This window comes from Endozoicomonas sp. GU-1 (genome assembly GCF_027366395.1).
Classification (GTDB): Bacteria; Pseudomonadota; Gammaproteobacteria; order Pseudomonadales; family Endozoicomonadaceae; genus Endozoicomonas.
This window is the reverse complement of sequence record NZ_CP114771.1, coordinates 2,715,267-2,739,833: the sequence shown is the minus strand read 5'-3', so window position 1 is coordinate 2,739,833 and position 24,567 is coordinate 2,715,267. Positions and strand designations below refer to the sequence as shown.

Annotated in this window: 17 protein-coding genes; 5 read left to right on the top strand and 12 right to left on the bottom strand. The window is 50.3% G+C overall.

Annotated elements, in window-relative coordinates; genetic code table 11:
- Positions 1-5: 5 nt before the first annotated feature.
- From O3276_RS11320 to O3276_RS11305, 4 genes are all read right to left on the bottom strand, one after another.
- Positions 6-1,838: an ABC transporter transmembrane domain-containing protein gene (locus O3276_RS11320; protein WP_269675714.1), complete on the bottom strand. Its 1,833-nt coding sequence runs from the start codon at positions 1,836-1,838 to the stop codon at positions 6-8.
- A 401-nt stretch (positions 1,839-2,239) separates the two neighbouring features.
- Positions 2,240-3,529 (bottom strand): hypothetical protein, encoded by a 1,290-nt coding sequence (locus tag O3276_RS11315; RefSeq protein WP_269675713.1) that lies wholly within the window; start codon positions 3,527-3,529, stop codon positions 2,240-2,242.
- Between the two features lie 42 nt (positions 3,530-3,571).
- Entirely contained in the window at positions 3,572-4,567 is a 996-nt protein-coding gene (locus tag O3276_RS11310; RefSeq protein ID WP_269675712.1) for an SET domain-containing protein, read from the bottom strand.
- A 70-nt stretch (positions 4,568-4,637) separates the two neighbouring features.
- Entirely contained in the window at positions 4,638-4,973 is a 336-nt protein-coding gene (locus tag O3276_RS11305; RefSeq protein WP_332328211.1) for an Mpo1-like protein, read from the bottom strand.
- A gap of 184 nt (positions 4,974-5,157) precedes the next feature.
- Between O3276_RS11305 and chrA the strand changes: the two genes are divergently transcribed.
- Positions 5,158-6,300, top strand: a complete 1,143-nt coding sequence (chrA, locus tag O3276_RS11300; RefSeq protein ID WP_269675711.1) for a chromate efflux transporter — start codon at positions 5,158-5,160, stop codon at positions 6,298-6,300.
- Positions 6,301-6,532: 232 nt separating this feature from the next.
- Here the strand turns inward: chrA and O3276_RS11295 are convergent, their stop codons facing one another.
- Together O3276_RS11295 and O3276_RS11290 are read right to left on the bottom strand one after the other, a co-directional pair.
- Positions 6,533-8,788, bottom strand: a complete 2,256-nt coding sequence (locus O3276_RS11295; RefSeq protein WP_269675710.1) for an alpha-protein kinase family protein — start codon at positions 8,786-8,788, stop codon at positions 6,533-6,535.
- A gap of 80 nt (positions 8,789-8,868) precedes the next feature.
- Positions 8,869-10,326, bottom strand: a complete 1,458-nt coding sequence (locus O3276_RS11290; protein ID WP_269675709.1) for a hypothetical protein — start codon at positions 10,324-10,326, stop codon at positions 8,869-8,871.
- Between the two features lie 122 nt (positions 10,327-10,448).
- Here O3276_RS11290 and O3276_RS11285 point away from each other — a divergent pair, with 122 nt between their 5' ends.
- Genes O3276_RS11285 through O3276_RS25740 form a run of 3 tightly spaced genes read left to right on the top strand, consistent with a single transcriptional unit; the run spans position 10,449 to position 13,295 of the window.
- Positions 10,449-11,408 (top strand): hypothetical protein, encoded by a 960-nt coding sequence (locus O3276_RS11285; RefSeq protein WP_269675708.1) that lies wholly within the window; start codon positions 10,449-10,451, stop codon positions 11,406-11,408.
- 41 nt (positions 11,409-11,449) lie between these two features.
- Positions 11,450-13,105 (top strand): ankyrin repeat domain-containing protein, encoded by a 1,656-nt coding sequence (locus tag O3276_RS11280; RefSeq protein WP_269675707.1) that lies wholly within the window; start codon positions 11,450-11,452, stop codon positions 13,103-13,105.
- Positions 13,095-13,295: an ankyrin repeat domain-containing protein gene (locus tag O3276_RS25740; RefSeq protein ID WP_442876582.1), complete on the top strand. Its 201-nt coding sequence runs from the start codon at positions 13,095-13,097 to the stop codon at positions 13,293-13,295. Before O3276_RS11280 ends, O3276_RS25740 begins: the two co-directional genes overlap by 11 nt.
- Positions 13,296-13,391: 96 nt before the next feature.
- On the opposite strand, the gene O3276_RS11275 is transcribed toward O3276_RS25740, so the two are convergent.
- Both O3276_RS11275 and O3276_RS11270 read right to left on the bottom strand, forming a co-directional pair.
- Complete coding sequence (locus O3276_RS11275; protein ID WP_269675706.1) at positions 13,392-15,479, bottom strand: hypothetical protein; 2,088 nt, start codon at positions 15,477-15,479, stop codon at positions 13,392-13,394.
- A complete protein-coding gene (locus O3276_RS11270) occupies positions 15,476-16,924 on the bottom strand; it encodes a hypothetical protein (RefSeq protein WP_269675705.1) in 1,449 nt (482 codons plus the stop codon). Before O3276_RS11270 ends, O3276_RS11275 begins: the two co-directional genes overlap by 4 nt.
- 396 nt (positions 16,925-17,320) lie before the next feature.
- Here O3276_RS11270 and O3276_RS11265 point away from each other — a divergent pair, with 396 nt between their 5' ends.
- Complete coding sequence (locus O3276_RS11265; RefSeq protein ID WP_269675704.1) at positions 17,321-18,775, top strand: IS1182 family transposase; 1,455 nt, start codon at positions 17,321-17,323, stop codon at positions 18,773-18,775.
- Here O3276_RS11265 and O3276_RS11260 read toward each other — a convergent pair.
- The 4 genes from O3276_RS11260 to O3276_RS11245 form a co-directional block, all read right to left on the bottom strand.
- Positions 18,677-19,483 carry a hypothetical protein gene (locus O3276_RS11260; RefSeq protein ID WP_269675703.1) on the bottom strand — a complete coding sequence of 269 codons (807 nt, stop codon included), beginning with the start codon at positions 19,481-19,483 and terminating at the stop codon, positions 18,677-18,679. The genes O3276_RS11265 and O3276_RS11260 overlap by 99 nt on opposite strands.
- Positions 19,484-19,831: 348 nt before the next feature.
- On the bottom strand, positions 19,832-20,890 hold the full coding sequence (locus tag O3276_RS11255) for a hypothetical protein (protein ID WP_269675702.1): 1,059 nt from the start codon (positions 20,888-20,890) through the stop codon (positions 19,832-19,834).
- 113 nt (positions 20,891-21,003) lie between these two features.
- Entirely contained in the window at positions 21,004-23,526 is a 2,523-nt protein-coding gene (locus O3276_RS11250; RefSeq protein ID WP_269675701.1) for a TcfC E-set like domain-containing protein, read from the bottom strand.
- A 214-nt stretch (positions 23,527-23,740) separates the two neighbouring features.
- Complete coding sequence (locus tag O3276_RS11245) at positions 23,741-24,313, bottom strand: hypothetical protein (protein ID WP_269675700.1); 573 nt, start codon at positions 24,311-24,313, stop codon at positions 23,741-23,743.
- Positions 24,314-24,567 lie beyond the last annotated feature (254 nt).

The window sequence follows — 24,567 nt, the reverse complement described above, 5'->3', positions numbered from 1 at the left end:
ATTCCTCAGGCAACATCGGACCGTTTGTTCACGGCATCGGGCTTCACTTCCAGGGGGTGCAGCAGGGCTCTTGCCTGCTGTCGGAAGATTTTTGCATACCAGTGTTCGGTCGTATTCTGTTCAGGCTGGCCGGTGGCTTCTTTAGCTTTAGAGAGCAGTTGTTCATGGTTGCCCTGCTCGATAATACGACCACGATCCAGTACCAGAATATGGTCTGCCTTAATCAGCTCGGGTAGCCGCTGAGTGACCAGAATGATGGTTTTCTTACCTTTCATGGCCATCAGGTTTTTCAGAATACGGGCTTCGGTTTTCATATCCAGGGCACTGAAGGCATCGTCCAGCAGCAGTATTTCACTGTCAGCCAGCAGGGCCCTGGCCAGAGCCAGACGTTGTTTCTGGCCTCCGGACAGGTTGATGCCGTTCTCACCCAGCAGGGTGTTGTAGCCATCCTTAAAGCCCATGATTTCGTCATCGATAGCCGCCAGTCTGGCGGCCTGTTCGACGGCCTGCTGGCTGGCATCCGGTGTGGAGAAGCGAATGTTGTCGGTGATGGTGCCAGAGAACAGCATGGGCTCCTGGGGGACCCAGGCCAGTTTTTTCCGCAGGGATTCCACACTCAGCTGTGGCAGCGGAATATTGCCCATTTGGATGGCGGAGCCCTCGGGCAGATCAAATTCACGCAGGATCAGCCGGAGCAGGGTACTTTTACCGCTGCCGGTACGACCGGTAATCCCGATAAATGCGCCTGCGGGTATCTCGGCAGAGATACCCTGCAGTACCGGCTTCTGGTCGGCAACGGAGTCATAACCAAATGACCGGATATTTATCGAAAGACTTGTGTCGTCCGGAGCCTGTCGTGCATCCGGTGCATTACTCACTTTGGGCTGGCGGGACAGCAGTTTTTCCAGACGCCCCCAGGAGGCACTGCCGCGCTGGAAGACATTGAACTGCCAGCCAAATTGCAGCATGGGGCCGAGCATCTGGCTAAGGTAAAGGGTGAAACTGGTTAACAGGCCCACCGTCATCTGTCCATGGCTGATCAGCCAGGCACCACCCACCAGGGCCAGTACAAAAGAGAGACCAAAAAACAGGCTGATACTCGGGCCAAACAGGGCATCGACCCTGGCAACGCTGCTGTTCGCTGCCACCGCCTCCATGGACAGCTGTTCAAAACGCCGGGTTTGCCGTTCAGTCAACTGGTGTGCTTTGACCGCACGTATACCGGTGATGGATTCACGGGTCTCTTCGTTCAGACTGGAAAAAGCAGCCTGAGAGCGACCAAAGCGTGAGTACAAGGCCACACCGTAGCGCTTGGTCGCCCAGACCAGTACCGGGAAAGGCAGCATCGCCAGCAGGGTCAGTTGACCACTGACGAGGAATATCATGGCGAACAGGACCGTAAAGCCGGCGATCAGGGAGTCCACCAGGGTCATGATCCCGACCCCAACGCTCTCCTCAACCGCATTGAGGTCATTGGTGGCATGGGCCATCAGGTCACCGGTGGTATGGTGCTGATAAAACTCCGGAGAGAGCCGGGTGAAATGGGCAAACAACCGGCTGCGCTGCTGACGGATCAGCTCAATGGAAGCGCCGTACAGTTTGGCTCGCCAGATATATCGGAAGCCATAGACGACGATACCCGTAATCAGTATCCCGGCAACATAACCGGCCAGTTCGCGGTTGGTAAGGCTGTTGTCTTTGATACTGTCAATCACATGGCCAATCAGCCAGGGTGGCAACAGGTTCAGGACAGAGACAATCTGCAGACAGATAAAGGCCAGCAGGTATTGCTGCCAGTAGTCCTTCAGAATAAACCGGAGTTTCCAGAGTAGTTTCAATGAACGGCCTTTTTGGGTGCTGGGCGTTTAACACTTTTCATATCGCTTTCTGCGTTGCCTGCTGCGACTGCTTGTTCAGGAAGATATTGGCATGCCGGGAAAGAAAGCGCGATGAATTTAATTTAGTTCTATTGTGCTAATTTATAACCGACCATTGAACTGAAAATGATTCTTATCGTCAACGAGGTGATTACCGAATTCGGTGTTCGGAGTACGCGGCAGTGAGGTGGCCAGGGGAAGTAATAGGAGAATAGTTGCTGAAAGTTACCGCCTGAAATACAAAGCTTGACGTAAGTAAGCGGCAGGTGGTTGCGGGTAATGCACCTGCCGGAAAAGTCTCGTCCGGGGACTATCGAAAAAACAAGGTCAGCACACCTACACGACCTCAACCGCGAAATACGTCAATGTCGCGGGAGTAATGTTCTTTTGCGACTTGACCGCTGATTGTGTTTCCGGATTTCTTCCGACACATAATACGCCGGTGCGGCAACAAACGGTGATATCGGCGTTTTGCCGGGCACATCATCACTGAGTTTTCTGACTATGGCAAGACGACTTTGTAAAATCTTGTTATAACGTGCTTTTTCTTCAGCTGCGGTCCCCGCCAGGCACGATTGTTTGTGGGCATCAGGATCGACGTAGTAGTCCATCAATAACTCCTGTCCGGCCGCAATACCCTTGACGGCAATAGAGACGGGGATCGTAAAAGTGCCAAAATCGGTTGTGATAGCGATAAACTCCACAGAAGTATTGACATCTTCGGTCCTGTTGGCGGAATTAACAAAGTGAAAAGGCGTATAACGCTCGTTGTCCGGCAAAATGGCGACCAGACTAAAGGGGTCGTTAGTCGCCCCTTCCTGAGTGTATTTCGACAGCGTGCGTTGCGTTTGCTCTTTACCTCTGAGACCGGCCATCATGGTTCGGAGGTAACTCATGAAATCTGGCATATCGTCAGTAAACTTCTGATGCAAATATTCAAGTTTCCAATTGTGATTTTTTTTAGCCCACGATGGTTGGTTGAGTACATACCCGATACCCGAATAGATCCCGAGCAACTCTCCTTCTGGTATTTTTGCTCTGGTAAATACGCCGTAATTTTTTTCTGGCCCGTCAGGGCCGGTAAAACCATAATCAACCAGACGGTGTTCAAACCGCGCCAGAAAGTCTTGCCGGGCCTCAGCCTCTGACATGCGCAGCTGATCAATGACCCAATCCTGAATACCTGCATACTGCCCAATAGTGGGAGTCAGCAGACGATGGGCAAAAGGGGATAGCCAGACGTATGGCTGGTAGGTGTGCCCGCAAGGGAGGTCAGAATCGTCACAGACCACAGTCTTGCCAGTCGGTTTACTGAGCGGGTCGGGTCGATAACTGCCAGCGGTGATAACCTTAATACCGCAATGGGGTAACGGCTCATTCCGGGCTGACAAAACTTCTGTTTCTGTTATTACCCGGGCGATTAAGCCGGTGTCTGGTGGTGTGTCCGCATCATCTGCTGGTCGCTCCCCGGTAACGCTATGTTCGCTACCATGCCCCGGGTGGGCGAGTCCGGGTAAACGACTGTGAGCAGCAACGACGTTACGGGCGTAGGCCACACCCTGGGGCTGGCTATCCTCTGGTTTAGCGGTGTTGGATGACTGTCCTTCCACAAAACTGGCCATCCCTTGAGATGATAAGGCATTGGGCTGCATAATTGGTCACTTGAAGCTGACAAGAGTGTTGGATCAGACACATTATTTGCCCGAAAATTCCATGCCCCGGCACTGATGTTTTTTGCGACTTGCCCGCCGACCGTTTTTCCGAATTTCTTCTGACACATAATAAACAGGTGCGGCAACAAACGGTGATATAGGCGTTTCGCCCGGCACCGCGCTATTGACCAGACAGGCCATGCCAAACTGGTTCTGCAGATTACTGTTATGAATCGCCCTTTCCTCAGCGGCGCTCAACGTCAGTATCACTTGTTGTTCGGCATCAGGATCAACACAGTAATCCAACAATAGCTCCTGCCCGGCAGCAACTCCCCTGGTGGCAATACAGACGGGGACCGTGAAATTGCCAGAACCGGAATAGATCCCAAGCAACTCCCCTTCTTCTACCGGCGTGCTGGCAAATACACCGTAATTTTTTTCTGGCCCACCAGAGCTGTCAGGACAGGTAAAACCATAATCAACCAGCCGGTGTTCAAACCGTGCCAGAAAGTCTTGCCGGGCCTCGGCCTCTGACATCCGCAGCTGGTCAATGACCCAACGCTGAATACCTGCATGCTGCCCAATAGTGGGAGCCAGCAGACGATGGGCCCAACGGGATATCCAGAAATATGGCTGGTAGGTATGCCCACAAGGGAGGTCAGAATCGTCACAGATCACCGGCTTGCCAATGGGTTTACTGGCCATAGCGGATGGATAACTGCCAGCGGTGACAACCTTAATGCCGTAATCAGGGAGCAACTCATTCCGGACAGATAACGCCTCGGTTTCTGTTATTACCCGGGCGATTAAGCTGGTGTCTGGCGGTGTTTCCGCATCATCTGCGGGCCGCTCTCCGGTAACGGCATGTTCGCTGCCACGTCCCGGGTGGGCGAGACGGGGTAAATGACCGTGAGCAGCAATGACGTTACGGGCGTAGGCCACACCCTGGTGCGGGCTATCCTCTGGTTTACCAGTATTGGATGACTGCCCTTCCACAAAACTGGCCATCCCTTGAGACGATAAGGTATTGGGCTGCATAATTGGTCGCTTGATGCTGACAAGAGTGTTGGGTCAGACACAATATTCGCCCGAAAATTCAATATCCGGGTTAACCTTTGCGAAAGCGTCCGAGCAGAAAGTCTTTAAGCATGACCCAGTCACCCAGAAGACTGTAAACAGGGTATTTAAAGGTGGCGGGTTTGTTGTGCTCAAAAAAGAAATGCCCGACCCAGGCACAGGCATAACCGAAAATCAGGGCCAGAATGATTAATGGGTAATTTCCGGTAATCAGTGCACAGGCCAGGATCACCAGCGCACCTGAACTGCCAATATAGTGCAGTGCACGACAGGTGGGGTGACTGTGCTCTTTCAGATAGAAGGGATAGAACTCTGAAAAGCGTTTGAACCCGGTGTCTTCCGAGGCTTCTTTGGCCATATTGTTCATCACTGTCACTCATTATTTTTATTATTGGGGTCACCAATATAAAGTGAAATAGGCAGGCTTACTACCAGTCTGACCTGAATGTTGATGTTATTGCTTTTGATCAGGAAAAAGAATCAATATGCATAATAAACAACAGCTGTTTATCATTGGCTAATAACATTATTAATATTTTGGTAAGTTGCCTGTGGCTAAGTTATTCACTATTTTCTGGCGGTTTTTCCTGCTGGGCTGGACCAGCTTTGGCGGCCCGGCTGCCCATATCGGATATTTTCGTAATACCTTCGTTGAAAAACGCCAGTGGTTGACCGATGTTGAATATGCTCAACTGATTGCTCTCAGTCAGTTCCTGCCGGGCCCCGGTTCCAGCCAGATCGGCTTTGCCCTGGGCTACCGGAAGGCAGGATTGCCCGGCGGCATTGCAGCGTTTGCCGGTTTTACCTTACCGTCTTTTGCGATTCTGCTGGCGGTAGCCATGAGCAGTCAGCTGTTTCTGACTGCTGACTGGTACCAGGGGATGATTGCCGGTTTGAAACTGCTGGCCGTTGTTGTGGTGGCGGATGCCACTGTGCAGATGTTCCGGTCTTTCTGTAAAAGTCAGTTGACTATTAGTCTGTGTATTTTCAGTGCCGCCCTGTTGCTGGTGTTTCCTGGCATTCTGATTCAGATGGCTATTCTGATTGCAGCCGCTCTGATTGGTTATCGCTGGTTGCAGGGCAAGGACGAAAGCCAGGTCAGGTGCCGCTTTGTGTTCTGGCCACTTATTCTGTTTACCGTTTTGCTGTTTGGCCTGCCTTTGCTGGCTGATTATTCCCCTCTGGCAGCCGTGGTCAGTGACTTCTATCAGGCGGGCAGTATGGTGTTTGGCGGTGGCCATGTGGTTCTGCCATTGCTGCAGAGCACAACGGCAGGCATGATCAGCACCGATACCTTCCTGACTGGCTATGCCGCAGCCCAGGCGGTACCTGGCCCGATGTTTACCCTGGCTACGTACCTCGGATATTTTGCTTCCGGGTCGACTCCGGTTCTGGGAGCGATTGCCGCGACGCTGGCTATTTTCCTGCCCGGTTTTCTGCTGGTGATTGGTGTCCTTCCTGCCTGGCAGGCTCTGGCCGCACGGGCCCGGATTGCCGGGGCGATTGCCGGTATTAACGCTGCTGTTGCCGGGCTGCTGCTGTCGGCACTTTACTCGCCGGTATTTACCTCTGCGGTGCATTCGGCAATGGCGATGGCTCTGGTTCTGATTGGCTGTTTCCTGCTGCGTGCATTGAAGATTTCTGTTTTCTGGCTGGTGGTGCTATTTATTGGCGTTGGTGTGTTGGCCCTTTAAACCACCGTATAAGTAGCTGGCCATATGGAATCGAATATTTCTGGCTACTTGGGCTGGTACTATGCGAGGCACAACGGAGGGAGCATAGCCGTAGCTATGTGACCGGAGTTGTAACGAAGCACGACTGCATGGATGCAGGAGCTAGAGCAACGCAGGAGCAGTTGCCGGGAGTGCCAGCACAAGGAGTCAGAAATATATGATTTCATATGGTTAGCTACTTATGTAGTTACATTTAATCCAATTCACTTTGTTGGTATTTACAGTCCGGTGGAAAGACGATAAAGGCGTGACATTGTTCAATCTTCTCCTCATTGGTTATATCCAACAATGTCAGGTTCTCATCACACATGTTGTTCTTATCAGTTATGATGATTCCTTTAATCTGATAGCCATCTTTATGGAAATATTTGTTTGCTTTTATTCTTGCAAATTGAGTACCAGAGGGCGTTATATTGCCAATTTGGTATCCTTCAGGACTTTCAATCCTCCAGTGCCCTGGTAAATTTTTGGAATCTGTATCTACCTTGTACATCGCCTCCATTGAATTCAGGTGTTTGGTTGACAATACCATTTCAAGAACCCGGATATTTTCGGTTATCTGTTGCAGCTTAGCCAATGTTAACGTGTCCTCCATCCCCATACGCCGGGTAAGTGTTTGCAGTAAATCACCCTGTGCTTCGACAGGGTGAATTGAAATCACTTTGGCTATGTCTTCCAGGTTGACCGAGAGCTGCCCGGTGGTGAGTAATTGCTGATGCTTAAAGGGTGAAGTCGCAAAGTTAGCGACAGCTGCCCTTTGGTTAACACGTAAAAATGGTAAGTCCGCAAATGCAGGCTCTATATCAATGAGATTGTATGGGTTTTGATCGAGAATGATGGACCAGAAATGCTTATCTACGATGGTTTTCAACAGGGTCTGATCCAGGTTAGCGAGATTGGCCAGGCAGGTGAGGGCCAATGGGTGAGAATATTTGCCGTGTAAAAAATTACCGGCCCAGTTGCTGTCAAGAAAACCGTGCTGTCTGGCAATAGCGTTGGCAATGACCGGCGGAATAAAACCAATAAAAATGGGCGCTGAGCCCGGGCGTAAATCACTACCGCTGTCGGCACAGACTTTGTTCATGGCCTTGCGAACGATGCCCTGCATTTGTTCCCGTTGGAAAAAGCGCTGTTCATGGTTCGTGCCATTATTGCCAGCAAGGAAAGAGTAGGTATTGAGATGTTGCGACATATTCAGGGCGAGCAGGCGTTTGGGAGTGTCGAGTTCATCGCTCAGGATAGATTCCCAGCGAATAGCAGCAGGAAATTTCTGGACATAGTAACGATCCGCTACGGTGCCAATGGGTTTTGAGATATTTTGCGCTTGAAGTAATGCTTCTATCTCAGCACCGACCCTGGCAAGTACCGGTATTTGAGTACTGAACTCTATCATCGAACGGCAACACCTGGTAAGCGCTATCAGTTTCTCAGGAGTGTCAACATCATTGAATATGTGTTCAGCAATATATTGGACGACAAAGTTTCGTACATTATCGATATCCTGGCATAGCGCAGGACTGAGAAATGCTTCCGGTAAAATCAGGGCGCTCTCACTGAAGGCAGAGTAATTGATGCCATTTTCATTAAACAGGCGACACAGGGCCGGTGGAAACAGGCGTTCTTTTTCCCCGGCAGTTAACTGGTCGCCAGCCATGAACGCTAAAAAGTCCTGCGCATAAATCAGTGTGGTGAGTTGGTGATCGGACCCAAATGCCATCAGATTATTCGGGTGGAAAATTTTATTGTGCTCACCGGGATCCGTCTGTGGAATTCGGCAGATTGGGCAGGATTCGGCAATATTTTTTGTTGCTTTGCCATCAACAAGCCCAAAGTACTCCTCATTTTCACTGGCCACAGGAAACGATAATTGTCTGGTAGAGCTTTCTGGCAGATGTGATGCATTCTGCGCGCGAAAGACATCCAGCCAGACGTTGTCACCTGCACGCTCTGCTTGCTTCAAAAGCCCGCTTTCTTCAATAAGGCTACCTGTGAAGCCCACCATAAACTGGTCTGACGTTGGCCGGGAAACCAGATATTGGCCGGTTTGACTGGCTATAGCGGATTGGAGGTCAGGGCGGTTAAGGTCATTAAACAGTATCCAGGTGAGCTTTGATGTTTCTTCGGTATTCAGTGATTTGATTTTTTCGACCGTGTCGGCATTGTTCAGATAATGAATCAGTTCAGTAGCATCCTTGTTAATCAATTCATTCGCTTTTTCCACAATGCAAGCAAATAACTGGTCAGAATTGTTGGTTGGCAAGGGGACGGCAATGCTTTTAATGTTCTTGTATTCTCTGATTTTTTTTGGTTGATTTGCAGGCTGGTACTCAATATCGGGATGGTTGACAGACAGACCGCCGCTAACCTGTTTTTCTGTTTCACTGTTCGCTTTCAGTACATCTTTAAAATGAACAAGGGGAGGAAATGGGGCCAATTTTGAATGGATCATATCGATACTCAGCAACAGTTTGAATTATTGTGCAATATATGACCCCTCGAAAAGGGAATAGTTCCAATACCGGGAGCGCTTCAGGTTCCACCAGGTAAAGGCACTGAGTGCCAGATATGAAACCTTCTGAGTGGCGATATGACATCCCAGATCAGTCGGCTTTCATCTGGTTTGATCTGTCCACGTCGATTGCATGGGTAGCTGGTATTAAAAATCATTGACAGTCGATTTGCCTGATGAAACAGAGGCACAACCCCATCCGGTGTAAACTCATCACTGACAACGATAACTACATAGTTTTTTTTCTGAATATCCAGATCTTCAAGGCTGCATATGTCAAGATTAACACCCACCTTCCAGTGAGGTGAAAGTTGCTTGCTATCAGAGGGTTTGCATATAGAAATCATTGTTTTCTTCAGTTTGCCGGACAGCCATGCGCCAAAACGGGGGGTTCTTCCTGCTTCGACAATAACGACTGATACACTCTCCTGAGTCTTTCTATCAGCGTATTTATCAGGCAATATTTCTTTTGCAATTCCCTCAATATGAATGGCTCGGGATAACCAGCTAATCATATTGTTTTTCCTGAATAACCAGGGGCTGCTAAATACATCTTCAGGCATTGGGTGTCGGGAAGAACGTAGTGATATTTGCCAGTGATTGATAAAATGATCAATATGTTCAATAGTGTCGTCATACTCTGAATATATATTGGCAGTATCCACTTTAATATGCTGAACATTTTTTTCTGCGTATAGCGGATGGACTTCATTCACCTCTTCAATGCCAATACATTGATCTTTCTGCAATGGTCGAGTCGGAATGAGAGGAAAGGATTTGGAACACCATACCCGCACAGTGCCACGGGTGGATGACATATCTCCGGCGTCAAATTCAAAATCAAAGGGGACGTTATGAATGTTGTTCTGTCTGGAAGTAAACCCGCAGCATGGAATGGTAATCAATGAGAGCCGTTTGCAAGTCTTGACTGGCAGGCATGCCTGATCCGTTGAAACATGAGCATGCATCATTAAAACAACCACATGATATTCTGACAGATCATATGCTTCCGATAGATTGACCTCTTCTACAGGCTTGGCGATCAGCGTCAGGTTGTCAGGCAGTACTGATTTGGGTGTTTGTAATACCGGGTCAATGGACAGTACTGGCCAGTCAGTATTTAAAGCTATCCATGCCCCCAGTTTTGGTTTTGGACCCGCACCCACATCTAAAGCGATCAATTTATCATCAGGGCTGTGGGGAATGTGTTTTTTCAGAGTATCCCAGATGGTTAAAATTGTACTGATTTCTTTTAATGACTCCCATTGTAATAAGTCCATGGAAATAAATCGTGCTGCCTGTGCATGTTTGATAAATCTTTGGAAAATAGACTTTGAGAGTGTTTTTGCCCAGTCATATTGAGTGTGTTTTTCGGCTGTTATCGGTTTAATTGTTGAATTGTCAGCTTGATTATCCGGTGCAGGCAATGTGGAAGGCAGTGTGCCCGGGGGTTGAAAGTATTGTGCAGATGCAAGCATGGTTTTTTATTTCGTCGTTGTTCCGGTGAAACAATAAATGAGTAATCAGAATAGTAGGTTAATTTCATGACATCAGCCGGAAACCCAACTATAAGGTAAATATCCTGTCCGGAGGTCAAAATATGCCTGTTTCACCGTCTGCGACCTCTTCATCGTCAGCCTTTGCGGAGCACCCAGAAAAAGCGGACGTTCAACCAGCAGAAAAGCCGGTTCCGGTCTTGTCCTGGGGATACCGGCTGACCACACTGACGGCCTGGGCAGGCAACAGCATGTTATTACCTGCCTTGATGAATACGCCAATCACCACCTCCCTGGCCAGGCCATTGATGCAGTCACAATACGATGGAAAACGGCCTGAGCTGCACCTTATGTTGTCGTCACGGGGGTGGCTGCCTGCCCTGGGCCGCACCGGCATTCGTTATCTCATCGCTGACACCGCCCGTTTGGCCAGTGAGCAGGCCATCAGCAGGCTGGCGAACATCAGTGAGACTGATACTCCTTCAACAAAACAGCCACAGGAAAAGTTAAACCTGCTGGTGGATGCAGCCTCGTCGGCCATGATGACCTGCGCCAGTCAGCCCATGACCTCCATGCAGGTCTACCGACAGGTCCGGCAGAATGGATCAGCGGTGGGGCCTCAGCATTTCCTGCAAGGGTTGCTGGCACACCCTGTACGTGGCAGTGCCAGCAATTTTCTCAGTACTTTCCTGATGTTTAGTCTGGACCGCAATGATCGCCACCTGATTGCCCGTCATCAGGCCGGAGAGATATCCCTGGCACAAATGACGGTGATCCAGACAAGTCTTGGCGGAGTGGTCGGGGTGCTGAATAATTTTCTGAAAACCCACGCAAACGCCCGGGCACTGGGCTTGTCCCATAAAGATATTTTCCAGAAAATCATGGTCAAACAGACGCCTTCGGTATTGGCGGCCCAGGTGCTTTATGCCTGGGTGCTGGGCGGGGTTGCCAATAAACTCTGGGCATCCTCTATCGCTGCGCTGCAAGGCCTGGACAAGTCAGTGCGTGATCGCATCCTGATGGAACCATCGTGGCCAGCAACCAGTGACCACTTGGATGATTGAAGCGACATTTTGCGATCAGTCACGTTTTGTCAGGAAGGCCGATGAAAACAGAGCCACTCCCGCCGACTGATCGGGTCCAGTGTGATCAGATATCCCCGCAGCAGGGCTTGCATTCAGGGCAATTTAAACACTGGCAGGTCAATAATACCGGTGGTCAAACCGTTCTACACAGGCAGTCTGCAGCAATTGCTCAAGCAACATCTTTTTTACGCAGTCTGGCAGAGCGAATTATATTCAGGCCGTTGACCCACCTGATTACTTATGGAGAGTTTCTGTCAACCAGAAAGCAGAAAATTGAGCAATCAAAATCAGAGCCGCAGAGAAGATTTCCGTTTTTACTTAATAACCTGAGGTTACTATCAACCCGGTTTGATGGTGCGGATAGGGCAAGACTTTATGATTTCAGTAAAGGCTGTTGCTTCGGTCTTGCATCAAGCTACGCGCTATATGAGCAGATGGGGTTTCCGGAGGAGTATGATGAACTTCTGGGCACTGTAAGCCAGGACCCGGCACTGGGCTGGGTATTCTGGAGTAAACACTACGCCCATCTGGCTGATGCAATTGTAGATGCTCAGCAGATGTTTAAAGACGATCCTGCGACGCAAGACCATCAGACACTTTTGTTATTAAAACTGCGGCCTTTTTGTGAATCACTGCTGGCTTTTCATGCGCCGCAAAACACCACGTTGCACACAGTAGTGCCTGATCAAAATACAGAGCAGACGGCGCAATGGATTGCCTCCGCTGTTGATAGCAATACTCCGATATTACACTCAACTCCCGCATACCCGATTGGGCTTACCGAACCCGGTTTGTGCCTATTATTAAACAAGATTGCAAAAACGACTCCGGCACAGGGCAGCCGCCTTTTTCATCTCAATACCGGCAGGCATCTCCTATCTCTGAAGGTGACTCCTGAAGGATTTGAAATCAGGGATCAAAACACGCTTAACTTTAAGAAGTTTGTTACGAAGGAACGGGACTTTATCGCCGCTAGAGTCCTGGTCGATACTTTAAACACCAGACAACGCTTGTTCTTTGACTTAGCCGATCCCGACGAGTCAATGGATACCCTGTTTGCCATTAAGGAATTTACAAACGCTTCACCAGTCAAGAGCCATTCAGTTCACAGGAGTCTTGAAACCCTGTTAGCGGAAATTCCGGAGTCTAATCTTTTGTCCGTAAATCATCGTGATCATAAATACAATCCGTTGCTACTGGCGCTTACATTTCAATCCGACAAAGCGGCTGAAACAGCCTTGGCTAAAGCCATGGAGACCGCCGACAGGGAACCAGAGGTTTTCGATCAGCAAGATCCCTTTGGTCAGACAGCCCTGGCCCTGGCTATCATCAAGAATTATAAAAATGTCGTGGATAAGCTGTTAGATCAACCGGGCATTCGCACCAATCTACCCAGACAAGATGGTGCAATACCATTACACAATGCCTGTTATTATGGTCACGCTGACATAGTGGAAAAATTACTCGCTCGGGCTGATGTCCAAATCAATCATAAAACGAACGAGGGCGAAACCCCGATACAGATGGCGATCAAAGCCGGGCATATTGATGTTGTTAAACGTCTTCTTGAACACGGTGCTGATATTGAACAGTCTTCAATAGCGTTAGCCCCTGAAGCGTGTCATGGTGAAATTAAGGAGCTGGTAGAGGCAGAGCTGATAAAACGTGAGTTTTAGCCAGCAGACAAGACACAAAAATAATGATGGTTACATTGCTTTGATGTTGGCATGTAAGAACGGACACAAGGAGATAGTCGAGCTTCTGATCAGCCAGGGGGCAGATCTAAAACCTCCCGGGCAGCAGATGATGCCACCCCGCTGCACATCGCAGCCGAGAAGGGCAATGCCTACTGCCAGCAGGTCCTGATCAATGCCTTGGCAAGAAAGGGAACAACAGAAAGTTATTGTGTTGTCCAGTTAACACCAGGTCTCACGATCACTATGCCGGTCATGGGTCTCTGGCTCAAAGCCACTCCTCGAACTCTGCCAGCATATTGTCCCTGACCACCTGTTGCCAGCCATCCGCTGTGGTTTTGCCCCGTAATTCCAGCAGACTGGTGCGTGCTATCTGGGCGATTAATTCATTTTGCAGTTGGGGATCTTTGACCGTGTTGCCAAACAGCTGTGGGAATTTTTCGCTGACCAGCGACTTGATGGTGCGATAGCTGCTGAGTATGTCGTTAATACCCTTAGTGGTAAACCGGTGCAGCCCGGCCACGGTCGGTATGGACTCGGTGCCGGTTGCCATCAGGTTGGCCTGTTCGCTGGCGCTGGTCCGGTGCGGCAGCAACTGCACCACCAGTTGACCAAGATAGTCGGCATTGTCCTGGTTTTGCTCAATCCCTTCGCGGATGATTCGTTCGGTAATTTTCTGCTGGTTGAGCGCTTCACCAAAGGCTTCCACCCTGGTGTCGTGCAGGTGGGTAAACAGTTGCCAGGCTCTCTGGCTTAGCCTGAAGCTCTGCCAGTCAGGTGTCCGGGTGCCAATTTCGCCAGAGTTGGCGGCAGCCAGGCTGCGGGCATCGGCCTGTAATTGCCGCAGCGGTTCGGAACAAGAGTCCTGACCCAGGTGATCCGGCTGTTTGTCCAGCAATACCAGCAGCTCCAGTTGTTCAGACAGTGGCCGCTTCATAAAGCCGGAATGGGCTTTATCATAGTTGCCGCTGGCCAGCTCTCTGGTCAGGGGAATGGTCTTTGCTGGCAGATGGTCCATCGGGTTTGTGGCGTTCAGTCGTTGTCCAATCTGCCTGGTATCTGCCGCAGCCGTGAGCCGTGGAGGCAATGCCGGGCGGCCACTGACTTTGGCGGCCAGCAGATTGGTCAGTATCAGGGTGCTGGCAACCGGGTAGTTCAGGATGGCGTTGCTGCTTTGTTGGAGATTGCCGGTAATCTCCGGTGGTGCACTGCCCTGCTGTGACAACGGATTCAGATAGCCAGCCAGCTGACCCAGAGTTTGCACAGCGCCTGCCAGCATGCCCTTATGCTGGCTTGCCCCTGAGATGGCGGGCTGCCCGGAGAGGTCCCGGCGCTTTCTGGGGTGACTCTGGTTCTTGCTGCTTGCGGGTTGTGGATTTACCGGGTTTGGCAGCGCAGCACGATAGCCATCCGGATCTTTGATTACATCCATAAAGGTAGAAGGCAGATAAAGTACATTCTGACCGTCTTCACCGGGAGCTCCTTCATCGGCACCATGACCATGGTTGCGCAGATAGGCTTTTTGCTGGTCATCAATGAATAGCTCTTTCTCCTGGCGCAAGACCGTGTCCAGTAACGGATGATTGTCCGGTTTGGCCGACAGATCACCATCGCCCTGTTGGCTGGACGTGGTATTCATGGCTGCTGACCAGAGGCTCTCTCGTGCCTGTAACACCGGACTGTCAGTACCTGACTCTGTTTCAGCCTGTTGCAGTTGGCTGTGCTGATCCCGACCCTCCAGCGACAGCGTGAGGTCGGTAATGAACAGGTCAAAGTCTTCAGGTTCTGATGCAACCGGCTGTTGCAAGAGTACCTTAAGCAGGTGGGTTGGAACCGGTGGTTTTCTGCCCGTGCGATCATCGGTGCCGTTCGCCAGTTGTCGTATGTTATCCGGACTCAGTGTCTGCTTATCGCTATAGCCTGTAGCATAAAACAGCTGTAGACGAACATCGTGAAGTGTGGCGTACATGCTGGTAAATGTATCGGTCAACTGGCTACGGATAAGCGCTTTGCCGTTAATGATTGGCTGGGTATCATCACCGGTGAGTGACGACAGGGTGTTCATGGACTGGTCGCCAGATTGGAATATACGACGAAAACTTTCACTGAACAGGTTGTTGAGGCGGTTCAGGGTATCACCCAGGATAATACGTTTCTTGATACTTCCGGGGTTTGTGTCCGCAGCCGCCAACTGGCTTACCTGTGTCAGTGCCTGTTGGTAGGCCCCGGCGATGCCCTGGTTGAATCGTGACTGGTTGAGCCGGGCCTTGTCCGCGAACTGTTTGATGGTGGCTGTTGTCAATCGATAATTCCGGGTGTTGCTGATATGGCCTGTATCTGGCTGCCCAAGGCTCACCGTGGTGTTGCCCGGCTGTACACTATCGGTCGCTGGTTTTGCCCGGCTGAAGATGCCTGGCCTGTTGCGGGCTTTTTGAGGCGGCCTGAGCGGTAGCTATCTGGGTCGCGAATAACATCAAGGAAGGTAGATGGCAGAAAGAGTACATCCCGGCCCGCCTCTGCCCGGGTGACCTCACCGGGGAGTCGGCCCCTGTGGTCCAGGTGGATTTGCTGGAGGCCATCAATAAACAGCCCTTTTTCCCGCTGCAGAATATCGGTTAGCACCCGTTGATTGTGGGCTCTGTGCGGGTCGGCAATCAGCGTCCGGCTGATCTCGGCCCGGGTAAACTTCGTGGCTGCTGCCCACAGCTGTTCCTGCTGGCGGACCACTGGGCTGGAGGTTGCCGATTCAGTCTCTGTCTGGTGCAACTGCCGGATTTTGTCCTGACTTTCCAGTAACAGGCCCATATCCCCGATAAATCGGTCGAAGCTGTCCGGGGATTGTGACGGTGGTTGTTGTTTGATGGCTTTGGCCAGATTGTCTCCAGCCAAAGCGTTCCTGTCATGGTTGTCAGTTGCCTCCGGTTGACTGCTGTCTCCTCCGGTAAGCCGTTTGGTCTCAGTCCATTTGCTGTCGATATAGTTGGCGTCAACAAACAGCTGCAGGCGAAGATTATCCATGGCCGTGTACATATTCTGAAAGCTGGAGATCAGGGTACTGGTAACTCCGACACTGGCTGACAGGGTTGACCGGTCATCATCCGTTGCTATTAAGCGTATTGACTGGCTGGCATTATGGGCTAATTGAAAAATATCAAGAAAGTGGTCGCTGAACTGTCCCTTGAAGCTGTTGAGTCCGTCACCCAGCGCGATCCGTTTCTGAATGCTGTGTTGCTGTTGATTAGCAGTGGGTAATTGCTGGATGTGTGTCAGTGTCTGGTTGCGGGTTGCCTCAATCTCCTCGTTGAACAGCCGGGTGATGGCTTTGGCGCTGTCGGTGAGAGACCGGGTGATGTTTGCCAGCTGTTTATCCACAGCGGGCTGTACTAACGTGACGTTGCCAGTGGTCGTGGTCACTGCCATTGAGCTGCCTGACAGTTCAGTAGCTGATGGCGTGATGGCGGTACCGGAGCTGATGGTTGAGGTCTGTGGTACCTGCAAGGTAGACGACGGCTTGACAGGGGTTATGGTCGTGTAGGTTTCCGGCCGCTGACTGCTTGGCCCGACGGATGCAGGTGCCTGCTGGTTTAGACAGACAGCAAATTTGTTCTCCAGCAGACTGAGCTGCTTGCGCAACTGGAACAACTTTTCTTCACTCCTGATCAGTTGCTGCACCTCTGAGTTGGACGCTATCTGACGGGACTTGAATTTGCCCTTTGCTGATTGACCGGAGGCACTGTCAACAGGGGTAAAAGTCACCGCAGGTTGATAGGCAGATGTCGTTGATGGGGCTGGATGATTCATAGTGGTTAACCCTGAAATTGCTTGAATGACTGATTTTTCAGCTGGCTTCAGCCGGGTCGTTACGAAAGTCGGCAAACTCCCTGATCATTTGACTTGTCACTGTCTGTTGCCACTGACCGGTTGTTTTGCCCTTGAGTTCCTGCAAACTGGTCCTTGCTAGGAGGCTGTCCGAGAATAGCGCCCGTAGCGAGGATGGCAGAAAATTGAGGATAAAAAGTCGGAAATTTTTAGTGAATAGTGGTTCTATTTACTAAAAATTTCCGACTTTTTAGACCAATTTGCTGCCACCGCAGTAGGGCAGTCTATTCTCGGACAGCCTCCTAGGAGCCTGTCCGAGAATAGCCTGATTAGGTAAAATCAGGCACGCTCAGACTACTCAAAGCACCACTGAAACGGATGTCATCCCCAAAATTCAAAGACAGCCCTGCTGAATTTAATCAGCACCTCATGTTCCCCACGAACATTTTCGACCTGTTACCACCTGATCACGACTGCTTTGTGTTTGAGGATATCTTCAGACACATCGACACTTCAGAAGTAGAGAAGCAGTATCACCACCTTGGCCAGAATGCCTATCATCCACGACTGATCATATCGATCCTGATCTACGCATACAGCCATGGTGTTTTCAGCTCCAGAGAGATTGAACGACGCTGTAACCAGGATCTGGCTTTCATGTATATCGCCAAACAGCTCTGCCCAAACTTCCGGGTACTGAGCGATTTCCGTAAAGACCAATCTGCTTTCTTTCATAGCAGTTTCAAGCAGAGCGTGCTGCTCGCCCGGGAGCTGAAGATGGCTTCCCTGGGTCACATTGCTCTGGATGGCTCCAAATTCAAAGCCAATACATCAAAGCACAAGGCCATGAGTTATGGGCGACTGAAAGCCAAAGAAGCAGAGCTAATGGCCGAGGTTGAAGCCCTGATAAAAAAGGCTGAAACCAGTGACAAAGAAGAAGATCAGGCATACCGGCAGGAGACCGGATACGGCATCCCGGAAGATCTGAAGTTCAAACAGGAACGGCTGGAAAAAATCCAGAAGGCCAAAAAAGCCCTTGAAGAACGAGAGTTGGCACTGAATCCTGATAAACCAATAGACGACAAAAAACAAATCAGTTTTGCCGATCCCGATGCCCGGATAATGGGTAAGAACAGCACTGGTTATCAGTATTGTTATAACTCCCAGATCAGCGTTGACAGCGATAACCAGATCATCGTTGGCCAGCACGTCAGTCAACATGCCAATGATAAACAGGAAGTAAAGCCAGCGTTGGCCGACATTGCAGAAGCTACTGACAATGCGGTGATCGACAAGATGAGTAAGGACAACGGCTATTATTCCGGCCCAAACCTGCAGGCAGATGACGAAGCGGGCATTGATGCCTATGTGGCTACTGATCGTAGGGAAAAACCATCGAAAGAGCTGCTGGAAAACTCAGACAGGAAGTTCGTCAAAGCCGATTTTATTTATAGCGAAGCAGACGACAGTTTTACCTGTCCTGCTGGTAAACAGCTTATTTATAACTCGGCCAGCACAGCCAAAACGAAGAGCTATCGTGTCAGTAAAGACACCTGCAGGGACTGCCCGTTCCGGAGCCGGTGTAGTGGTACGAACAAGGATCCGGGCAAGGTAAGAGGAAGGGCAAAAAACGTAAAATCTGATCAAAAAACGCCTGATTTTCGATTATTTTTTGATCAGATCCAAAAAAGGACGGATGAGCCTGCGTTAAAATTCTTATTCTCGGACAGGCTCCTAGCCTGTGCATTGGTTGAGATGGTCGTTGAGGTTGGGAGAGCCATTCCATCGACTATAGGAGGTATTGGGGGCTATTATTTGCCCATTTTCTGGTGAAGCAGTTGCACGCATATGAATTTCATAGTCGATGGTTTCTGCGTTTGGACCGTTAAGCTCAAACTTATCATCGCCATCACCCTTGGCCCTTAGTGTGAAACTTCCGCCTCCCTGGCTGAATACACAAAATTGACGGTAGCCACTGTCAGCATCGTTATCTCCATCACTGGTAAGGGGAATGTCCTCAAGGCCGGAAATTTTGAACAGTGGCGGGATTACAAGTTCAAGATCGAAGCGGGTAGTCGCTTCATTCGGTATAATAGTCATCTCCCAGCCTCTCAAATTCATGGCAGCCCGATAGGTTCCTGGTAGCGCACTTTCCAGCGCAGCAGCCATCACGGTAACACGCAACTGAGCATCCACCAGACGACCAGTGCCCGGGTTAAAGGGCCCTTTATTACCGCCATCCACAAGATTTGCAGAGTTGCCTCCCTGAGTAAATACAACACTTTCGAGCTTCACATTTTCATCATCAACATCGTTGCCGTTCCATCTAAAACCAAAACCGGATGCACTCAGGGAATATGGAACAAAAGTTAAACAAAATGGCCCGGCAAAGCAGGACTGGAGCCTAAAGGCAATCTGGCCCTCCAAATCACCCCCATTCCAAGTTCCCAGATTGGCTGAGTAGGCATTTTGTTCAAAAAGAAAGAGAGCCATCCCCTGTAAAGGTATAAGGGCTAAAAACAGGCATAAAAAAATACGCATACAATCCCGAAATACTGCCAGGCATTGATGATGTCCACAAATACCGACTTATCTTCTTCGCCAAAAGCCGCTGCATGATCTGTCTTTGCGACAGCCTCAGTTGCATAACAGCTGCCACTGAATGCTGCGCCAGAAAGTATCTGTAAAATTTACGCGGAAAGATCCGAAGAAAAGAACCGGTGATTTGCTCTGTTAAAGTGCTTCACGCAACAAACGTGCCTTTCGATTTTATCTCAAGAATGCCTGACCAATAAGAATTTTTTCAGGATGTGTTCGAATTTTTGCTGGCTGTGTCCGGGGGAGAATCTCGAGAGCAGAGGGATGAGCCTGATATTCATATCAGCCTTCTCAGGAAGCCTCAACGGTGAGATAAAGCGTGCCTTTATATACTCCGGCTGGCTTACCATTGACCGAGTTATCCTGCACCACTATCCTCACTTTAGTATTGTTACCACCATTGCAGTTCAAAGAACTGCTGCTGCCCGTTGCATCCAGCCATACTCCGGGATTGACGGTATTCAGGTTGGACCCATTGCGGGATAAACGAACCCGATAGGGAATGGTGTTACTGCCATTAGAAAGAAGAAAGGGGGCATTTGCTTCTGCACCACCGCTGGCTTTTATACGATAATCACCGCCCCCTGAAACAAACACGCAAAAGGGCTCTTCCTGCCGGTAGCGATTATTGCCCCGGCCGGTCAGCACCATATCATCCAACCCGCTGATTTTAACCAGGGTCGGCAGGTTTACCGTGAAATTAACATCTGAATGGTAGCCCGTTGGGCCCTGGCCAATATCAACCGAAAAGCGGCCGCTGTAACTGCCGGGCTGCACGCTTTGCAGTGCGGAAGATTGCAGCTCAAAGCGAACCCATGCTTGAGAAAATGGCTGATCATCACAGGAGGTGGCACCTTGCTGATCCGAAGTCAGATTTGTCGGACCGGGCTCTTCCCAAACGGAAGCACCACTTACCGGGGCACCACCACGCCATTGAAAAGCAACCGGCAAGGTATTATCACCATTTGTTAAGACAAAATCGTCATCGGCCGCATCGCCATCCACCTGAACATCAAATGGTAAGCGACTCCGGTCGTTGATATCATCATTACCAAAGGGCCTTGTATAGGAAAGAATACAGTACTGCTGTTCACCGTAAATCACGGTAGTGTTATTGATAACCTCTTCGCTCTGAATTGTGATTTCCTGGTTTTCCAGTCCAATTACGTCAGTGCAGCGTACACCGGTTCCGCCAAACAGGGCGCATTCCAACCCTGCAACGGAGTGAGGTACCCATAGAGAGAGAACAACAGGGGGGAGGCGCTTCACAGCGATCGAGAAAACATCATACAACATAACCGATACTACCAGTGCCACCACTTCACTCGCATGGAAGGAAAAGATAGCCAAGCCTTATTTTATTACTTTAACGTCTGACGGATATGACTGATTCTATGGTAAACCAGTTGTATCACATCAGTAGTGTGCTGCATTATTCCTCAAAAATCCATTCTGCCTACTGCTTATTGGCTGACCTCTTCCCGTTTGGTGATCGCCAGCTGCCCCTCCAGCAGTGGTGCGCACTGGGCGTCAGCAAGATCGATGGTGCCCATCTGCAAAACATAACCGGCATCCAGTGGTTTAACCGGTAGCTGACAGAGCCAGCCATTGTGCAGCTCTACCTGCAGGTTGCCCACATCGGAACGGGTTTCCAGCTGGAACATACCGATATCATCGGTACTGCCGGGGAACAGGCCACCGTTAATGCGGGCTCCTTCCAATGGCTGACCGTTAAACAGCAGTCGTCCAAACAGCAGTTGCAGGGGAATGGCCTCGTAATCCAGAGTCACCACATTGCCAGGGTAGAGTGTCACGGTTTTTTCCCGCTCATCAAAGCTGTACAGAGTCTCCCCGGCCGGGCTCAGGCTGACCCGGTATTGCTCGTAGGGTGACAGGGCAATAATGGATGGGGAACCGGCAATGGCATAACCACGACGCTGGCCGTTTACCTTGACGTCAAATACATCACCGGAGCGGCCATCCAGATTCACCACCAGGGCGCTCTCGGCACGCTCTTCACCACCCAGGGCAAACACTTTACCATCGGTCAGGAAGCTGGTGCTCATACTGCCACCCCAGGAGGTGATACTGCTGTCACTGCTCCTGGTATGGCTGGCACTGAAGCTGGCCCGGCCATAATGGTTGGCGTACTGCACGCTGCTATCCAAACGTTCATCACCGGTGCCGCCTTCAAGGCCGGCATTAAACCGCAGATCACCATCCAGCAGATCGCCATCATCCCAGGAGGTAGAAATCCGCAGTCGTTCAGAACGGTCAGTTACCCCATCGCGCTTGCTGATCTCAGCCCGTGGTGTGGCCCGGAAGTCCCAGTGGTCATCGCGATAACGGAAACTGAAACTGACCAGGCCAATTCTGGTATCGCTGGATTTTCCCAGGCTCAGGGTCATATCGCCATCGTAATCAAAGGTGCGGAACAGGGTACGGCGATAGTCCAGGCTGTGAGTACGGGTCGGGTCCAGCGGGTCATTACTGTCGTCAAAGCCCTGGTTCAGGCTGTAACGGTAGCCCAGGCTGCCATCGAACAGGGGCATGGAAGCGGAAAGCGAGTGCTGCTCAAAGGCGTTACCAAACAGGCCGGGGATGTTATTGCCATCATCAACATCATCAGTCAGTGACTTATTGTGCCATAAACGACGATAGTTGCCTGAAAGGGATAAGTCTCCCAGATTCAGACGACTGTTGACGGTAAAACCCTTGCTGCCATTATCCGCCAGCATCAGCGATGGTGAGATCTCATAACGGTAGCCAAAGTGGTAAAGCCCGAACTCCATCAGGGCATCATCATTATTGATGGCCACCGCACCTGTGGCGGCCAGAGTATCAAGCACCCGACGGCTGGCTCCAGCGCGGGTCAGCCATTGTTCCGTCAGCTCTGGCAGGGCTTTATCCACTTGACGGTTCACCACCCGGCCGGTTTCCATAAAGAACAGCCATTCGCCGCTGGGTGGAATCTGACTTTGTTTGGCAAAGAAGCGGGTTTCCGTGGTGATCAGATTGCCGCTTTCATCGAGAATACGAATGTCAATATCGTAAGCGCCACTGGGAAAGCTGCTGGTATCCAGCTGCTGGGAACCTGCTTCGAAGAACTCGCTGTCGATCAGTCGGTCATCCTTGCGCACTTCCACCCGACCACGGGTGGGCAGGAACACGGTCACCGGCATACCACCGGAGAAGTCCAGGTCTTCCCGGGTATTGTTGGAACTGTTAATACGCAGGCCGACCATCGGCTGGTCAGAGGTCAGGTTGAAACCAAAACCGCTGGTGGATAACAGACCAGCGTTGTATTCAATCCCTTCAAAGTCCCGCTGGCCGTACAGCTGATTGACAGAGAAGTGGCTGGTATCGGCATAGTCCCAGCTCCAGTAGAGGCTGTTCTCCTCCCAGGCGGCCATGGTCAGGCCATTGAGGGTATAGCTGTTATCGCTGCCCTCGGCTGTGGAGCCGGAAACCGCCGCAGAAAAGTTCTGCATCAGGGCAAAGCCCGCATCGGAAGGGGGCAGGTATTTGCGCACATCGGCGGCGCGGGTCAGCATAAAACGACGATTGATGAATATATCCACACGGAAGCGGGACTCATCAAAGATGACCCCGGCCACCGGCGTTTCCAGAATACCGCAGTTTTGTGATGAATCATTCAGGCACACCCGATCACTATGGCTGTTCAGTTCGCCGGTCAGGGTGCTGACAATCAGGGTAGGGTCATTCAGATTACCGATCTGGCGCACCAGCTCGGTGGGGTTGGGCAGTTCAATAATGCCGGGGCTGAACGAGGCCAGCTGGGAACCGATATAGCGGTTGCCGAAATAGATATCCACCAGGGATTGCTGGGTGCTGCTGAGATCTTCAAACCCGGCGGGTGGGTTGGTGGCAGCAAGAAAAACAGGGGCGTTGGCAAATGCCATGTGACTGACAGCGCACATGGAGAATGCGTAAAGCAAGTTAACGATGCACTTCCAACGACGCATAATGGGCGATTTTATCCTGATTGTTTAACCATAAATATGCTGAAAATGGCTCCAATTTTTTCAGCCCTACATATCTGGCAGGCGCACAGAGACATCAGGGTTTATATTCTCGCCCCCACTCTCTGGGTGGGAACGTGGCCAGCGAACCGGCCTACCGTTGTTTTAAGAATCAAGATCTAATAAGTCCGGTCTCTGTGACCCTGATTTCCGTTACTCAGTTTGGACTCACAGTCAAAAATACTTGGGCAGTGTAAGTACCGGATGGAGCACCGTCAGGGTCGATAGTAACTTTGACATTTGCATTTGGTGCAGAGCAGGTGTCAATAGCAGGATTTGGCTGATCAAACAGGTTTCCCGCATTAAGAGATCCAACTTGTGCGCTTATAGCACCATTATCAATCAGAGTGTTGTAGGAACCTGTGCTCGAATTAGAGTCTTTGAATTCAACTTTATAGACCAGAGCGTCAGCAGGAACGCCATTAGATAGCGTCAAGCTACTGCCAGTGGCGATTATGTCGTATTGTCCATCAGTGGAAGATGTTGCATCATTTGTAAAGATACAAAGGTCTTTGTTACTAGACTGGAGAGTTGAATCATCACCGTTAGTATCAAAAGTGAAATCTTCCAGACCCCAAATTCGAACCCCACTGGCGTGAACAAGAGTTATATCAAAGTCACCATTTGAATTGGCCCCTAAAGAACCTTGATTAGCAGCCATAACGCCAACAGACCCCAACAACCCCGCAGAAACTGCTGTTGCCAGAGCCAATGTCTTTAATGTTTTCATTATTTTTCTCCCTTGCAGTCATCAACTGCCATTTGCCTGTGTTTAAGTTCTTATATGGCATTATCCGGTTAGTGAATGGAAAACAGGAAGTGTTAATGGTGGATAGTTGTCAGGGCAAACCCAACTTATTACTCTCAACCATTACAATTCACAATTTCCACAAATCCAGTCACAAAACTTCTCGAATCTACATTTACTAATATTTATTATCTGACTAAAGCCTTTTATTGTAGGGCATCCATTCACATTGTAGT

What these genes read in the sequence shown, in the direction of transcription:
- O3276_RS11315 (WP_269675713.1), bottom strand. Translation starts at nt 3,529, where the DNA reads ATGCAGCCCAATGCCTTATCATCTCAAGGGATGGCCAGTTTTGTGGAA.
- O3276_RS11310 (WP_269675712.1), bottom strand. Translation starts at nt 4,567, where the DNA reads ATGCAGCCCAATACCTTATCGTCTCAAGGGATGGCCAGTTTTGTGGAA.
- O3276_RS11305 (WP_332328211.1), bottom strand. Translation starts at nt 4,973, where the DNA reads ATGAACAATATGGCCAAAGAAGCCTCGGAAGACACCGGGTTCAAACGC.
- O3276_RS11295 (WP_269675710.1), bottom strand. Translation starts at nt 8,788, where the DNA reads ATGATCCATTCAAAATTGGCCCCATTTCCTCCCCTTGTTCATTTTAAA.
- O3276_RS11290 (WP_269675709.1), bottom strand. Translation starts at nt 10,326, where the DNA reads ATGCTTGCATCTGCACAATACTTTCAACCCCCGGGCACACTGCCTTCC.
- O3276_RS11285 (WP_269675708.1), top strand. Translation starts at nt 10,449, where the DNA reads ATGCCTGTTTCACCGTCTGCGACCTCTTCATCGTCAGCCTTTGCGGAG.
- O3276_RS11280 (WP_269675707.1), top strand. Translation starts at nt 11,450, where the DNA reads ATGAAAACAGAGCCACTCCCGCCGACTGATCGGGTCCAGTGTGATCAG.
- O3276_RS11270 (WP_269675705.1), bottom strand. Translation starts at nt 16,924, where the DNA reads ATGAATCATCCAGCCCCATCAACGACATCTGCCTATCAACCTGCGGTG.
- O3276_RS11265 (WP_269675704.1), top strand. Translation starts at nt 17,321, where the DNA reads ATGTCATCCCCAAAATTCAAAGACAGCCCTGCTGAATTTAATCAGCAC.
- O3276_RS11260 (WP_269675703.1), bottom strand. Translation starts at nt 19,483, where the DNA reads ATGCGTATTTTTTTATGCCTGTTTTTAGCCCTTATACCTTTACAGGGG.
- O3276_RS11250 (WP_269675701.1), bottom strand. Translation starts at nt 23,526, where the DNA reads ATGCGTCGTTGGAAGTGCATCGTTAACTTGCTTTACGCATTCTCCATG.
- O3276_RS11245 (WP_269675700.1), bottom strand. Translation starts at nt 24,313, where the DNA reads ATGAAAACATTAAAGACATTGGCTCTGGCAACAGCAGTTTCTGCGGGG.